The organism is Mesorhizobium sp. M6A.T.Cr.TU.016.01.1.1, from assembly GCF_003952585.1.
Lineage (GTDB): Bacteria > Pseudomonadota > Alphaproteobacteria > Rhizobiales > Rhizobiaceae > Mesorhizobium > Mesorhizobium mediterraneum.
On record NZ_CP034452.1, the window covers coordinates 4,871,212 to 4,885,168 of the forward strand.

The following is a 13,957-nucleotide window of genomic DNA, read 5'->3' on the forward strand; positions in this document are numbered from 1 at the left end:
GACGGTCCAAAACGGACGGTGACGACGACCGATCGCGTTGAAAGCGCGCCGTCGCGTCCCTATAGAAGAACCATACTGGATTTTTGCGTCGTCAGGCCGGCGCGTGAGGGAGCGAAAGGACATTCATGCCCTGGAATGACAAAAGCGGCGGAGGCGGCGGCCCATGGGGCGGCGGCAACAATCCAGGACCCTGGGGGCAGGGACCAAAGGGGCCAAGCGGTCCGCAGGGCTCGCCTCCCGATCTCGAAGACATCATCCGGCGCGGCCAGGACAGGTTGCGGCGTGCTTTGCCGGGTGGCGGTGGCGCAAGCCCAGCCGTGTTCGGGCTGATCGCGGCAGCGCTTGTCGTGCTGTGGGCGTTCAAGGCGGTTTATACCGTGCAGCCCGACGAGGTTGCGGTCGAACTCAGATTCGGCGTGCCAAAGGCTGAGCTCTCCCAGCCAGGCCTGCATTTCCATTGGTGGCCCATTGAAACGGTCGAGACCGCCGTCATCGCCGAACAACTCGTCGACATCGGTGGCGGCACGGCCTCAGGCAACGGTTCAGGCCTGATGCTCTCTGGTGACCAGAACATCGTCAATGTCCAGTTCTCTGTGGCCTATCAGGTCTCCGATCCTCGGGCCTATCTGTTCGACGTGTCCGATCCCGATGGCATGCTGCGGCAGGTCGCCGAAAGCGCCATGCGCGAAGCGGTTGGTCGACGGCCGGCGCAGGACATCTTCCGCGACGATCGCGAGGGCATTGCGGCGTCAGTGCGCGAAATCATCCAGACGACGCTGGACGGCTATAAGGCCGGCCTGAACGTCAACGCGATTTCGATCGAGGATGCCGCACCGCCGCGCGAAGTGGCCGATGCCTTCGACGAGGTGCAGCGCGCCGAACAGGACGAGGACAAGTTCGTCGAGCAGGCCAACCAGTATTCCAACCAGAAGCTCGGCCAGGCACGCGGCGAGGCCGCACAGATCCGTGAGGAGGCGGCCGGCTACAAGAACCGGGTCGTGCAGGAGGCCGAAGGCGAGGCGCAGCGCTTCATCTCGGTCTATGACGAATACGCCAAAGCGCCGGATGTGACGCGCCAGCGGCTTTATCTGGAAACGATGGAGAGGGTTCTGAAGGATTCCAGCAAGGTCATTATCGAGCAAGGCAACGGACAAGGGGTTGTTCCCTATCTGCCGCTGCCGGCATTGCAGCAGAAGGCGCCGGCGCCGGTCCTCGGAGGAACCCAGTGATGGCCAACCGTCTTCCCATCATCGCCGTCATCGCAGCGGTCATCCTGTTCCTGCTTTATTCGTCGGTCTTCGTTGTCAATGCGCGCCAGCAGGCGCTGGTGCTCAGGTTCGGCGAGATCGTCGACGTCAAGAGCCAGCCGGGCATCTATTTCAAGGCGCCGTTCGCCTTCTTCGATGCCGACAGCGTGCAGTTGATCGAAAACAGGGTGCTGCGCTTCGACCTCGACAACATCCGCGTCCAGGTTTCGGGCGGCAAGTTCTATGAGGTCGACGCCTTCATCGCCTATCGGATCTCGGATCCGCGCGTATTCCGCTCCGCTGTGTCCGGTCAGATCGAGCTGGCCGAGGCACGATTGAGGACGCGTCTCGACGCCGCCTTGCGCCGTGTTTACGGTCTGCGCGACTTCGAGGCGGCGCTCTCGGAAGAGCGAGCCGTGATGATGCGTGAAGTGCGCGATCAACTGAGGCCCGACGCCACGTCGCTCGGCCTGCAGATCGAGGATGTCCGCATTCGCCGAACCGATTTGACGGCGGAAGTCTCGCAACAGACATACGACCGCATGAAGGCTGAGCGTCTGGCCGAAGCCGAGCGGCTGAGGGCGCGCGGCAACGAGGCGGCGCAGCGCATAAGGGCTCGCGCCGACCGCGAGGTGGTGGAGATCGTCGCCGAGGCACGGAGGGAGTCTGAAATCCTGCGTGGTGAAGGCGAAGCTCAACGCAGCGCCACCTTCGCGGACGCCTACCAGCGCGATCCGGCCTTCTTCGGCTTTTACCGGTCGATGAATGCCTACGGCACGGCGCTGGATAATACCGGGACGACGATGGTGCTGTCGCCGAATTCGGAATTCTTCCGTTTCTTCCGCAACCCTGCCGGCGCGGATACACCGACAGCGCCGCCCGCAGCATCTGCTGCGCCGGCAGCGCAGCCAGGCACCGGCCAGTAACGGCCGGTGCAGGATTTTCTGGCGGCAATAGGCTTGGTTCTCGTCGTAGAGGGCCTGGTCTATGGCGGCTTTCCTGGCCTCGCCAAGAAACTTGCCGGCGAAGTTCTGTCGATGCCGGAGAGTGCGCTGCGGATCGCCGGGCTGATCGCAATCGCCGTTGGCGTCGGCATCGTCTGGCTGGTGCGTGGTGGGTGACGTGATCGGACTATGATTTCGGATAACGGAGGATTTATCCTATGCCGATAGCCATAGCCGCAAACGTGCCGTATTTCTTGCCAACATGACTCGACGCAGCGTTTTCGGCGAGCGCTTTTCCTTTCTGAGACACCGGGAGACTTCTCGATGACATCCAACAGCTTTTTGCGCGCGGCGAGGCGGACGTTCACTTCGGGTGCTGCAGCACTTCTTATTGGCGCCGCTACCGTCCCGTCGCTGGTGACGCCGACGGCCGCCGCGGATGGCCCGGCTTCGGTCGCCGATCTCGCGCAGGGCCTGCTGGGTGCCGTGGTCAACATATCGACCTCGCAGAGGGTGAAGGGCACGGAGGGGCCTGGCGCGGTGCCGATGCCGCAGCTTCCAGAGGGCTCGCCCTTTCAGGATTTCTTCGACGATTTCTTCAAGAACCGTCCCGGCGAACAGGGCGATCGCTCGCAAAAGGTGCAGTCGCTGGGCTCCGGCTTCGTGGTCGACGCCGAGCAGGGCATCGTGGTGACGAATAACCACGTGATCGCCGATGCCGACGACATCGAGGTGAATTTCTCAGACGGCGTGACGCTAAAGGCGACGCTGGTCGGCACCGACACCAAGACCGACGTGGCGGTGCTGAAGGTCGATCCGAAAGGGCACAAACTGACGGCGGTGAAATTCGGCGATTCCAGCAAGATGCGTGTTGGTGACTGGGTGATGGCGATCGGCAATCCGTTCGGCCTTGGCGGCACCGTAACGGTGGGCATCGTCTCGGCCCGCAACCGCGACATCAATTCCGGTCCCTACGACGATTTCATCCAGACCGATGCCGCGATCAACCGCGGCAATTCCGGCGGACCGCTGTTCAACAGCAGCGGCGAGGTAATCGGCATCAATACGGCGATCATCTCGCCGTCCGGCGGCTCGATCGGCATCGGCTTTTCCATTCCCTCGCAGCTCGCGTTGGGCGTCGTCGACCAACTCCGTCAATTTGGCGAGACGCGGCGCGGCTGGCTCGGCGTGCGCATCCAGCCGGTGACGGACGACATTGCCGAAAGCCTGGGCATGGCGACGGCCAAGGGCGCGCTGGTCGCTGGCGTCATCAAGGGCGGACCCGTCGACAACGGCACCATCCTGGCGGGCGACGTCATCATCAAGTTCGACGGCAGGGACGTCAATGAAATGCGCGACCTGCCGCGTGTCGTCGCGGAAAGCTCGGTCGGCAAGGCTGTCGACGTGGTCATCGTGCGCAAGGGTGTCGAGCAGACCGTGAAGGTGACGCTCGGCCGGCTCGAAGATGGCGAAAAGCTTGCCAGCAGCGAGGACGGCAGCACCGATCAGGACAATGGCGACAAGGCGCCTGCCGTTTCGACGGCTTCCGTGCTCGGCATGACCGTTGGCGAGCTCAACGACGAGACGCGGACGAAATTCGGCATCGCCGCCGAAGTCTCCGGCGTCGTCATCACCGAGGTCACCAAGGATTCGGCCGCCGCCGAACGCGGCATCCAGGCCGGCGAGGTGATCACCGAGATCGCGCAGGAATCGGTCGCCACGCCCAAGGATGTCATGGACCGGATTGCCGCATTGAAGGAGCAGGGACGCAAGAACGCCCTGCTGATGCTGGCGTCGAAGACCGGCGAGTTGCGGTTTGTGACGATCCGGATGGATTGAGTCTGGTAGCTTCACAGGCACGTTGAAACATCCCATGGGATGTACTATTTTGACCTGTGAAGCGGATCGCATTGGACACAAACGTTCTGACCGCAGGTCTGCGCAGCAGGAATGGTGCGTCATTTGCCGTTTTGCGGTTGGTCGCAAATCGACAGTTTTGCCCATTGGTGACAACAGCGCTGTTTCTTGAATATGAAACCGTGCTGACCCGCCCTGAGCAAAGGGCAATTCACGGATTGTCGCTTGCAGATCTGGATCGTTTGCTGGCCGGCTTCGCTGTCTTGGCAGAGCCGGTCGAACTGCACTTTTTCTGGCGCCCGCAATTGAATGACCCGAAGGATGAGATGGTGCTTGAGGCAGCGATCAATGGTCGGGCAGACGCATTGGTCACTCACAATCGCCGCGATTTTGTGACTGCGGCAGGCCGTTTTGAAGTTCCAGTCGTCAGCCCCGCCGAATTGTTAGAAGGATTTCGAATATGAGCAAGGCGACTTATCCGTTGAAACTTCCCTTGTCGATCAAGGAGGCGGCTGCACGTCTGGCAAAGGCTGATGGTGTGTCGCTGAACCAGTGGATCGCTTCGGCTGTGGCGCAAAAGGTGGGAGCCATGGAGACAGCGGCCGATTTCCTGCGTCGACGGGCTGGTGATGCATCGGGCGATGATTTCTCGAAAGTGCTCGATCGCGTCGGCGTCAAACCGCCGCAACCCGGCGACGAGCTTCCGTTTGACAAGCACTGATTAGGGTCGGTTTTTTCGCCAATCCTTGGCTGTCAGCCTGTAGAACACATGCTGCTTGAGCGCGGCGTGGCTGTCCGGAATGCCGGGGTGGTCGAAATCGCTGGCCGGGTCGGCGATCATGCCCAGGCGCTTCATGACCGCGGTGGAACGGTGATTATCCCTAACGGCGAAGGACACGATTTCGTCGAGGCCGAGCGTTTCGAAGCCGTAGGCGAGCCACGCTTCGGCCGCCTCGGTGACATAGCCATGGCCCCAGAATTCGGGCGCCAGCCGCCAGCCGATCTCGACGGTGCCGGCGGGCAGGAAGGGCAAATGATCGGTATCGAGGAGGCCGACGAAGCCGATGCATTGGCGCGTTTCAATTATCTCGGCGGCGGCGAAACCGTAGCCATCCTCGGCGATCCAGGCGCGGAACTCGTCCATTTTGGCGTCCGCGGCAGCGCGGTCGCGGCGAAATGGAAAGAATTCCATGACGCGTTCGTCGGAATTGATCCGGTGGAAGAGCTCGCGGTCGCGATCCTCCCAGTTGCGCAGGATTAGCCGCTCGGTGCGGATCGGCGTCACTCTACAAACTCCTCCCGCCGGTAGCCCTGCAGATAGAGAAGCGCGGTCAGGTCGCCGTGGTCGATGCGGAATTTTGCCTCCGCCGCCACGACAGGCTTGGCATGAAGTGCCACACCCGCGCCGGCAAGGCGGATCATGTCGAGGTCGTTGGCGCCGTCGCCGACAGCAATGGCGTCTGCGGTCGTCAGCCCCAGGCGGGCCGAAATCTCGAGTAGCGCATCGGCTTTGGCGGCGCGCCCCAGGATCGGCTCGGCCACCAGCCCGGTGAAGTGGCCGCCCTGCTCGATCAGCCGATTGGCGCGGTTCTCCTGAAAGCCGAGCATGGCGGCGATGCGTGCGGTGAAGACGTTGAAGCCACCCGACACGAGTGCAGTCCATGCGCCATTGGCGCGCATGGTCTGGACAAGCGCGCGGCCGCCGGAAGCCAGCGTCAAGCGGTTGGTGATGACGCGGTCGACCACGGCAGTGTCGAGGCCTTTCAGCAGCGCCACCCGCTCGCGCAAGGCCGGCTCGAAAGCGATCTCGCCATTCATCGATCGCGCCGTGATGGCGGCGACGTAATCCTTGACGCCGATCTCATCGGCAAGCTCGTCGATGCACTCCTGATCGATCATCGTGGAATCCATATCGGCGATAAGGATTTTCTTTCGCCTTGCCTCGACCTGCTGAACGATCACGTCGACCGGTTCGGGTGCGAGCACGGCGCGCAGGCTGGCGGTCGTTTCAGCGGCTCCGGCCGCCTCGGGCAAAGCGAATTCGCAGGCGATGCCTTCGGCCAGCCAGCGAACAGTGCTTGCGCCGACCGACCGTGACGCCATATTCGCAAGCGCCGGCGACAATGCGCGGCCGGCGGGATGGGATACGAGCGTGGCGATCAGCGGCATCAAAAATTCCGGCGGGCAGGCGGGCGAGGGCCGCGTTGAGAACGCGATCCTGATAGCCGGGCCGACCGCCAGCGGCAAGTCCGCTCTCGCGCTCGATCTCGCCGAGCGCAAGGGCGGCGTCATCGTCAACACCGATTCCATGCAAGGCTATTCTGTGCTCGACGTGCTGACGGCGCGGCCGACCGCTGCCGAACTCGCTCGCGTCCCGCATTATCTCTACGGGCATGTCCATCCCTCCATCGCCTATTCCACCGGCGCCTGGCTGCGCGACGTGATGAAGCTCATCGACGAGGGCACGCTCTCAGAGCGGCCGGTGATTTTCGTCGGCGGCACCGGGCTTTATTTCCGGGCGCTTGCGCAAGGCATTTCGGAAATGCCCGACATTCCGCAGCCGATCCGTGACCGCTGGCGCTACGAACTCCGGGAGCAGGGCGCGGCCAAGCTGCACCGCATCTTGCTGCGCGAGGATTCCGCAGCAGGCATGATGCTGAAGCCGACCGATGGCCAGCGCATCGTGCGGGCGTTGGAGGTGCTCGACGCGTCAGGCCGTTCCATCCTGGAATGGCAGGCGGCGCGTGGCCGCCCGCTGATCGACAGGGACAGCGCACGCTTCTTCGTGATCGAACCGGACCGGGCGGCGCTGGTGGAGCGGATCGAGGCGCGGTTCGACCGCATGCTGGAGAAGGGCGCCGTCGATGAGGTCAAGCAACTCGCCAGTCTTGGTCTCGATTCCGATTTGCCGGCGATGAAGGCGATCGGCGTTCGCGAACTCCAAGCCGCAATAGCCGGGGAGCTGAGTTTTCCGGAAGCGATCGAGCGCGCAAAGATCGCGACGCGACAATATGCCAAGCGCCAGGCGACCTGGTTCAGGCATCAGTTGGGTCCGGAATGGCTGAGACTGCGCCCCGATGATCGTGCGGGATCCACGATCTCGGACGCCTTTTCCAGTGCAACCTGAAAAGTTGATCTTGAGGGGAGACTTCCCGTCGAAGTTGTCCTAATTAACCGTCCGTAAGGTCGTCCGTGCCATAAAGCCTTTGGGAATTTTCCAACGGGGAGCAGATGCGTTTTCACAAGGCGGAATCAGCCTTTTTCGTCTTTATCTTTGTGATCCTGGCCGCCGGCCTGGTGACGCTTCACGCCTATGGGCTTCTGCAGGCCTTCGCGGCAGAGATCAATACGCCTTCCGGGGTTGAGAAGATCATCTATCTCAACAAACTGTTGTTTGCGACCGGCGTTCTTTTGGCGACTGCCCTGTTCTTCGGCATTTTCTTCATCTACCCACTGATCCGCAAGCAGGCGACGGAAGAAGGCAAGCTGCGCGCCATGACGGTTTCGCTCAGCGCCCGTTCGGAAACGCTGGAGCATGCGGCGCTGACCGACAGCCTGACCGGCATGCAGAACCGGCGCTATTTCGACGATGCACTGAAGGAATATCTCGAAGAGTTCCGCCGCATCGAGAAGCCGGTCGGGCTGATGATCCTTGATCTCGACCATTTCAAGCAGGTCAACGACACCCACGGCCATGATGTCGGCGACGAGGTGTTGCGGGCAGTCGCCAATTGTCTCAAGGACATGACGCGCTATCACGACGTGGTTGCGCGCCTGGGTGGCGAGGAATTCGCAGTAGTCACCCCCAACATGGACGCCGAACTGCTGTCCAAATTCGCCGAGCGCATCCGCAAGGCAATCGCCAACATGTCGATACTGTCAGGCAATGTTCGTCTGAAGATCACCACCAGCGTCGGCCTCGCCGTCTGGGATCGCAAGGAAACCGCCGAAGAGTTCTATCGCCGCGCCGATCGCCAGCTTTATGAGGCAAAGAGGCAAGGCCGCAACCGCGTCTGCGCCTGAAATCCCGGAGAAGAATTCATGAGGCCGGCCGACTGACGCAGCTCTCTGCGCTACTACAGCGCCGCGCGTCCTTTGGACGCGCAAAGGACGCTGTAGCACTTTTAGTTTGCGCATGATCCTTTCCGAAAATCGATTCCGATTTTCGGGGGCATGCGCGTGCTCACGGACTCGAATGTCCGCTCCGCTCCGGTTCTCGAAAGCCACGTCATTCGATCCGGCCTGATGAATTCCCTTCCGGGATTTACCCAAGCTTAGAGACTGACAAAGTTTTCAGGATTTATTCGCTGCTGGGCTCAATCGTTCTGCGGGCGCAGGCCGAAGGTCGCGGGTTTCAGGCCGTAGCGCATGTCGAAATCGTCGTCCGGCTGGACGCGTGCGACAGTCGGGGCGGGCGGCTTGCGATAGTTGGGATCGCCGGCCTGCCGGCTCGAATCGACAACTTCGGCGAAGGCCATCGCCTGCTGCGGTTTTGGCACGTTGCGCAGCCTTTCGACGATCGCCACCAGATCGACATCGTTGCCGACCTGGGAAGGCAAGGCTTCCTCGCGCTTGGCCGTGCCGGGGATCAGATCCTCGGACAGTTTTTCGAATTTCAGCCGCATGGTCGTCGCAACGCCTTCCCCGAAGGCGATGGCTTCGCGCTGGCCCATGGAAGACAGGAACGCCAGCGTCGAGGCCGAGGAATCGGCGATCGCCGAGCGGATGATCGCCTGGTCCTGCTCGTTGGCGAGCCGCATGGCGAAGAAGGTCGAGCACTGCGACAGGATGGTGGGATCGAGCTCGCCCGGGCGCTGGGTAACGACACCAAGATAGCAGCCATATTTGCGGCCTTCCTTGGCGATGCGCGACAGCGCGTGCCGGGTCGGAGCAAAACCGAGGCGCGGATCGGCCGGCATATAGCGGTGGGCTTCCTCGCACAGCAAAAGCAATCGCAGCCGGCCTTCGCTCCACAACGCTAGGTCGAAGGCCAGGCGCGCCAGCACCGAGCAGACCGAATTGACCACTTCCGACGGCATGCCGGCCATCTCAAAGCAGGTCACCGGGCGACCGTGATGCGGCACGCGAAAAATATTGCCGATCGTCTCGTGGATAGTGTCCTCGATCAGCCGCGAGTTGAACATGAAGCGGTAGCGCGGATCCGAGGCCGCCGATTCGATGCGCGTCTTCAGCGATTTGAGAGTGGGGCGGTCGTTCTTGCTTTCCAGCAGTCCCATGCGCTCGTCGATCTGCTTGATGAGATCGACAACGCGATAGGGCACCGGCGTATCCGCGGTCAGCGCATCGCTGCCGCGCCTGAGATAGCCGCCCGAATTCGGATTGCGGTACAGGTTCTTGGCGGCGGGTATGAGATCGCGCAAGGCATCGATCTCTTCCGGCACGGTCTCGCGCCCGCGAAACAGCACTTCGGCAAATTCCTCGAGCTTGAACATCCAGAAGGGCAGGTCCAGCGTCGTCGAATCGACCCTGACGCAGTGTTCGGGCAAGGATGCGGCGAACTCGTTGTGCGGATCGAGGATAAGGACGCGCAGGTCGGGCCGGGCGGCGATCGACTTGCGCAAAAGCAGCGAGACGGCGGTGGATTTGCCGACGCCGGTGGTGCCGACAATAGCGAAGTGGCGCGCCAGCGTGTCGTCGATGGCGATGTTGGCGTCGATCGCCTCGTCCTGTGACAGCGTGCCGATGGTGATCGAATGACGTCCGGCGAGATCATAGACTGCCTGCAGGTCGCGGCTGCGAATGCGGTGGGCGATGGCGCCGATATGCGGATAGATGGTGATGCCGCGGTCGAAAATCGGTTTGGCGCCGGGCTCGGCGCCGTCGCGCACCTCGCCGATAAGCTCGATGCTGACCTCGATCGGGTTCTGGCCCTCATTGCTCCAGGCGCGATCCGACTTGCCGATCTCGTAGACCAGGCCGACGGTTCGCGTGGTGCCAAGATTGATGGAGATCATCTTGCCGACGCTCCAATGGCCGGTGACCGTGCCTTCGACATCGGCGGCATAGGCGCTGATGGTGGCGCGCGCGCCGTCGCACTGGACGACATTGCCCAGAATGCGCTTGTCGCTCTGCTCCGCCTTGCGGCGCTCCTGCAATGCCGGCTCTCCAACGGAGGCTTCGCGGTCGACGAACATGGACAGGCTGTTTCCCATTTCCCCAGGCGATCGACCTTACGGCGGCGAGGTTAAGGTGGGGTGAGGTCGGATGGTGTAGAGGGCATTAAGCCATTCGCGAAAATTGAACCGATCGGCCTCTTGCTCGAATCCGAAATTTCGATATATCGGATTAATGACTGTTATAGCGAACGATATCTCCTCGACCATCGGCAGGAGAATACGCGCCGAAAGGGCTTTGAAGGACTGGTCACTGGCGGAGCTCGCGGACCGCTCCGGCGTGTCTAAGGCCATGCTCAGCACGATAGAACGCGGCAAGACGAGCCCGACCGCAGCACTTCTGGTGCGCATCGCAGCGGCCTTCGGCATGACGCTTTCCACCCTCATCGCGCGGGCGGAGCTGCAGGGCGGCGGGCTGCTTCGCCAAAGCGATCAGCCGGTCTGGCGCGATCCCGCCACCGGCTATATCAGGCGGCATCTTTCGCCGGTCTCGGACATGCCGCTCGAACTGATCCGGGTGCAATTGCCGGCGGGAGCCAAGGTGAGTTTTCCGGCCGCGTCCTACGCCTTCATCAGACAGCAGATCTGGCTGATTTCCGGACGGCTGGAATTCACCGAGGGCGATGTCGTGCATAGTCTCGAACCCGGTGACTGCCTGGCGCTTGGCGCGCCGTCGAATTGCACCTTCCATGCTCCTGGACCGGACGCCGCCGACTATTTGGTTGCGCTGGCAAGAGGCTGAACGCATGGCACGCCGTCCCAAACGCACCGACAATGGCGGACCGCCACTCGACGACTACAAGGGACCTCCATGGGGCAAGGGCGACCCTTATATCTTCCTTGCCTGGCAGGCTGCGCATGCCAAGGCGTGGAAGGCGCCGAGCCGCGACGTGATGCTGATGCGGATGGAAAAGGCCGAGCGGCTGGGCCTGACCTATGAGGAATATACGCTCGAAATCCTGGAACGCGGGCTGCATCTGCAGCCAAAGGACACCGATCGCATCGCCGCGATCAAGGCAGCACGAAAGCGACGCCGAGTCAGTCGTCTGGATTGACGGCTGGAACACGCAGATCGCTCCACGCAGTCAAAGGACATCGCACGCATGAGCTCCATCGAAATCAAGGCTCTGACCCAGGCTGCGGGAGCCCAGGCAATGCTGGTCGATATGCTGATTGAGACGGTTGCGACCGGCGGATCAGTCAGTTTCATGCATCCGCTGGCGCCGGAAGCTGCAGGCGCCTTCTGGACCAGATCGCTTATGGCCGCGGCAAGAGGCGAAAGAGCGGTGCTCGGTGCATGGGATGGCAAGGCTCTGGTCGGCACCGTCACCTTGCTGCACGACTGTCCTCCCAACCAGCCGCACCGGGCCGAGATCGCCAAGCTGATGACCCGTGTCGATCATCGCGGCAAGGGCGTGGCGACTCGCCTGATGCGGGCGGCCGAAAGCCTCGCTGTCGAGAAAGGCCGCACGTTGCTGGTCCTGGATACAGCGGCAGAGGAGGGCGCCTCCGGCCTCTATGAGAGGCTGGGATTCACGCTAGCCGGCGAAATACCGGACTACGCGTTGAAGCCGCATGGCGGGCTGACCGGTACGCTTATCTACTGGAAGCGCATCGGCCAGTCCCGGTGACTGCTCTGAATTTCTATCCCTTGTGATGGACCTGCTGCAGCCCGTAGACCGGCGTTGCGATGCCTTCGTGCCGCGCCTTCAACTGCAGCGACAGGAATTGCGAATAGTGGCGCGACTGGTGCAGATTGCCGCCATGGAACCACAGTGCTTCCTGTTGCGTCGGCTTCCACATATTGCGCAATTCGCCCTCCCAGGGGCCGGGATCCTTGGTAGTGTTGGAGCCGAGGCCCCAGCATTTTCCGACCTTATCGGCAACGTCCCTGGATATCAGGTCGGCCGCCCAGCCGTTCATCGAGCCATAGCCGGTGGCGTAGACGATGAGGTCGGCCGGCAGGTCCGATCCGTCGCTAAGCAGGACCGAATGCTCCCGGACCTCCTTGACCTCGACGCCGCTTTTCAGCTTGATCGAGCCATCGATGATGAGGTCGGAAGCACCGACATCGATGTAGTAGCCTGAGCCGCGCCTGAGATATTTCATGAACAGGCCGGAATCGTCATCGCCCCAGTCGAGCATGAATCCTGCCCTTTCCAGCCCCTCGTAGAATTTGGCGTCGCGCTTCTTCATCTCGGCGTAGGCCGGGATCTGGAATTCATGCAGGATCTTGTAGGGCAGGGACGCAAAGACGAGGTCGGCCTTGGCCGTGGTCATACCGCCTTGCACGGCTTTTTCCGAGTAGAGCGAACCCAGTCCGATTTCCATCAGCGTGTCGGATCTGGAGATATGGGTGGTCGAGCGCTGCACCATGGTGACATCGGCGCCGGCCTCCCAAAGGGCTGCGGCGATGTCATGGGCTGAGTTGTTCGAGCCGATGACGACGGCGCGCTTGCCGGCATAGGCATCGGGGCCGGGGTGCTTGGAGGAATGGTGCTGATCACCCTTGAAGTTGTCCATGCCCTTGAATTTCGGCAAATTGGCCTTGCCTGACTGTCCCGTCGCCAGCACCAGATGCTTCGGCTTCAACGTGATATCTTTGCCGTCGCGGTGGACGATGACGGTCCATTCCTTCTTCTTGTCGTCATAGGTGGCGCTCTTGGCCTCGGTCGAGGACCAGTAATTCAGCTCCATGACCTTGGCGTACATTTCCAGCCAGTCACCGATCTTGTCCTTGGGCGAGAAGACCGGCCAGTTCTTCGGAAAATCGATATAGGGCAGATGATCGTACCAGACCGGGTCGTGCAGGCAGAGCGACTTGTAACGCTTGCGCCATGAATCGCCGGCGCGCTCGTTCTTCTCGACGATGATGGTCGGCACGCCGAGCTGCCGCAACCGGGCACCGAGCGCGATGCCGCCCTGGCCGCCGCCGACGATGAGCGTGTGGGGCTGACTGATAAAGCCGAGTTCAGTCGCCTCCTTCTCGCGCTCCTCCTTCCAGGTTGGACGATTTTTGCCGTGGCCATGCTTGGCGCCCAACGGCCGGGCGAAGCCGGCGGGTTCCTCATGGCCCTTCAGCTCGACCATGGTGGTGAGCAGCGTCCAGATCTTGCCGTTCTTCAGTCTGATATGGCCGAAGCCGCGCGCAACCTCCGTTTCGAAGCTGATCCAGCCCTCCAGCAGCTCGCCGTTTTCGCTGGCGTCCTCGCCCTTGGCGATCGCCCAGTTCGAAGGTTTTGTCTTCGCCAACTGGCTCATCAGCATGTCGCGCACCTGGTCGCGACCTTCCATGGTCTTGATGTTCCAGGTGAAGGTCACCAGGTCGCGCCAGTAGCAGTCTTCCTGAAAGCACCCGACCGCCTTGTCGATGTCGCCGGCGGCGAGCGCTGCACCGAATTGGTCGAGCAGGTCGGTCAGTTTCTGGGCTGGGGCCTTGTCGAGCATCAAATTTCCTCCCGTGAAGTCCTGGTCGTCATCGTGGCTTTGCCGGACCCTCCCAGTCCGGTTGGCCGGAGTATCGCGGCAAACTATGCGCCGCGTCACGTCGTCAAATAGTTTGGCGTGGTTTCAATGGCTTATCGGGACGATCGCGGACACTGATCCTGCCGGCGGTCGTACCGGAACGGTGGTTCAACGCGATGGGCGCCAACGGGCCTGTCTGACACGGCCAACCGCCCCGAACCGTTTTGGCGTTGTGCACATTGGCCGTTGACAGCGGCGCAAAACCAATTCTATTGTCCGCCACCATGAAAACGGCACTCATTCTCGTAGT

General features: G+C 61.9%; 15 protein-coding genes. 11 read left to right on the plus strand and 4 right to left on the minus strand.

Translation table 11 applies throughout. From position 1 onward, the window contains the following. The first annotated feature begins 125 nt into the window (after positions 1-125). The 6 genes from hflK to EJ075_RS23585 all read left to right on the plus strand — a co-directional run bounded on the left by hflK (position 126) and on the right by EJ075_RS23585 (position 4,769). The gene (gene hflK, locus EJ075_RS23560) at positions 126-1,229 is read left to right on the plus strand and encodes an FtsH protease activity modulator HflK (protein WP_126105934.1); all 1,104 of its coding nucleotides are present in this window, start codon (positions 126-128) and stop codon (positions 1,227-1,229) included. Beyond that, positions 1,229-2,173 (plus strand): protease modulator HflC, encoded by a 945-nt coding sequence (locus EJ075_RS23565; RefSeq protein ID WP_126105935.1) that lies wholly within the window; start codon positions 1,229-1,231, stop codon positions 2,171-2,173. The genes hflK and EJ075_RS23565 overlap by 1 nt, the downstream gene beginning before the upstream one ends. A 6-nt stretch (positions 2,174-2,179) precedes the next feature. Next, positions 2,180-2,368, plus strand: coding sequence for a DUF2065 domain-containing protein (locus EJ075_RS23570; RefSeq protein WP_126105936.1), 189 nt, complete (start codon positions 2,180-2,182; stop codon positions 2,366-2,368). Positions 2,369-2,515: 147 nt separating this feature from the next. Beyond that, positions 2,516-4,030 carry a DegQ family serine endoprotease gene (locus EJ075_RS23575; protein ID WP_126105937.1) on the plus strand — a complete coding sequence of 505 codons (1,515 nt, stop codon included), beginning with the start codon at positions 2,516-2,518 and terminating at the stop codon, positions 4,028-4,030. Between the two features lie 71 nt (positions 4,031-4,101). Next, positions 4,102-4,512 (plus strand): putative toxin-antitoxin system toxin component, PIN family, encoded by a 411-nt coding sequence (locus tag EJ075_RS23580; protein WP_245457996.1) that lies wholly within the window; start codon positions 4,102-4,104, stop codon positions 4,510-4,512. Further along, entirely contained in the window at positions 4,509-4,769 is a 261-nt protein-coding gene (locus EJ075_RS23585) for a pilus assembly protein HicB (RefSeq protein WP_095483386.1), read from the plus strand. The genes EJ075_RS23580 and EJ075_RS23585 overlap by 4 nt, the downstream gene beginning before the upstream one ends. Here EJ075_RS23585 and EJ075_RS23590 read toward each other — a convergent pair whose 3' ends face one another. Both EJ075_RS23590 and serB read right to left on the minus strand, forming a co-directional pair. Then, entirely contained in the window at positions 4,770-5,333 is a 564-nt protein-coding gene (locus EJ075_RS23590) for a GNAT family N-acetyltransferase (RefSeq protein WP_095483387.1), read from the minus strand. Further along, positions 5,330-6,217 (minus strand): phosphoserine phosphatase SerB, encoded by an 888-nt coding sequence (gene serB / locus EJ075_RS23595; RefSeq protein ID WP_126105939.1) that lies wholly within the window; start codon positions 6,215-6,217, stop codon positions 5,330-5,332. The genes EJ075_RS23590 and serB overlap by 4 nt, the downstream gene beginning before the upstream one ends. Between serB and miaA the strand changes: the two genes are divergently transcribed. Both miaA and EJ075_RS23605 read left to right on the plus strand, forming a co-directional pair. After that, the gene (gene miaA / locus EJ075_RS23600; RefSeq protein ID WP_126107432.1) at positions 6,207-7,175 is read left to right on the plus strand and encodes a tRNA (adenosine(37)-N6)-dimethylallyltransferase MiaA; all 969 of its coding nucleotides are present in this window, start codon (positions 6,207-6,209) and stop codon (positions 7,173-7,175) included. The genes serB and miaA overlap by 11 nt on opposite strands. Positions 7,176-7,279: 104 nt before the next feature. Beyond that, positions 7,280-8,071 (plus strand): GGDEF domain-containing protein, encoded by a 792-nt coding sequence (locus EJ075_RS23605; protein ID WP_126105940.1) that lies wholly within the window; start codon positions 7,280-7,282, stop codon positions 8,069-8,071. Between the two features lie 293 nt (positions 8,072-8,364). Here EJ075_RS23605 and EJ075_RS23610 read toward each other — a convergent pair whose 3' ends face one another. Next, positions 8,365-10,203, minus strand: coding sequence for an ATP-binding protein (locus EJ075_RS23610; protein ID WP_126105941.1), 1,839 nt, complete (start codon positions 10,201-10,203; stop codon positions 8,365-8,367). 154 nt (positions 10,204-10,357) lie between these two features. On the opposite strand from EJ075_RS23610, the gene EJ075_RS23615 reads away from it, so the two are divergent. Genes EJ075_RS23615 through EJ075_RS23625 form a run of 3 tightly spaced genes read left to right on the plus strand, consistent with a single transcriptional unit; the run spans position 10,358 to position 11,813 of the window. Next, positions 10,358-10,924 (plus strand): XRE family transcriptional regulator, encoded by a 567-nt coding sequence (locus tag EJ075_RS23615; protein ID WP_095483391.1) that lies wholly within the window; start codon positions 10,358-10,360, stop codon positions 10,922-10,924. Between the two features lie 4 nt (positions 10,925-10,928). Beyond that, positions 10,929-11,237, plus strand: coding sequence for a hypothetical protein (locus EJ075_RS23620; protein WP_126105942.1), 309 nt, complete (start codon positions 10,929-10,931; stop codon positions 11,235-11,237). A 48-nt stretch (positions 11,238-11,285) separates the two neighbouring features. Beyond that, entirely contained in the window at positions 11,286-11,813 is a 528-nt protein-coding gene (locus tag EJ075_RS23625; protein ID WP_126105943.1) for a GNAT family N-acetyltransferase, read from the plus strand. Between the two features lie 13 nt (positions 11,814-11,826). Here EJ075_RS23625 and EJ075_RS23630 read toward each other — a convergent pair whose 3' ends face one another. Next, positions 11,827-13,629: an NAD(P)/FAD-dependent oxidoreductase gene (locus EJ075_RS23630; RefSeq protein WP_126105944.1), complete on the minus strand. Its 1,803-nt coding sequence runs from the start codon at positions 13,627-13,629 to the stop codon at positions 11,827-11,829. Positions 13,630-13,957: the final 328 nt, after the last annotated feature.

Coding starts and splice junctions, on each gene's coding strand:
- serB (WP_126105939.1), bottom strand. CDS start 6,217: ATGCCGCTGATCGCCACGCTCGTATCCCATCCCGCCGGCCGCGCATTG.
- hflK (WP_126105934.1), top strand. CDS start 126: ATGCCCTGGAATGACAAAAGCGGCGGAGGCGGCGGCCCATGGGGCGGC.
- EJ075_RS23615 (WP_095483391.1), top strand. CDS start 10,358: ATGACTGTTATAGCGAACGATATCTCCTCGACCATCGGCAGGAGAATA.
- EJ075_RS23620 (WP_126105942.1), top strand. CDS start 10,929: ATGGCACGCCGTCCCAAACGCACCGACAATGGCGGACCGCCACTCGAC.
- EJ075_RS23565 (WP_126105935.1), top strand. CDS start 1,229: ATGGCCAACCGTCTTCCCATCATCGCCGTCATCGCAGCGGTCATCCTG.
- EJ075_RS23575 (WP_126105937.1), top strand. CDS start 2,516: ATGACATCCAACAGCTTTTTGCGCGCGGCGAGGCGGACGTTCACTTCG.
- EJ075_RS23585 (WP_095483386.1), top strand. CDS start 4,509: ATGAGCAAGGCGACTTATCCGTTGAAACTTCCCTTGTCGATCAAGGAG.
- EJ075_RS23610 (WP_126105941.1), bottom strand. CDS start 10,203: ATGTTCGTCGACCGCGAAGCCTCCGTTGGAGAGCCGGCATTGCAGGAG.
- EJ075_RS23625 (WP_126105943.1), top strand. CDS start 11,286: ATGAGCTCCATCGAAATCAAGGCTCTGACCCAGGCTGCGGGAGCCCAG.
- EJ075_RS23605 (WP_126105940.1), top strand. CDS start 7,280: ATGCGTTTTCACAAGGCGGAATCAGCCTTTTTCGTCTTTATCTTTGTG.
- EJ075_RS23630 (WP_126105944.1), bottom strand. CDS start 13,629: ATGCTCGACAAGGCCCCAGCCCAGAAACTGACCGACCTGCTCGACCAA.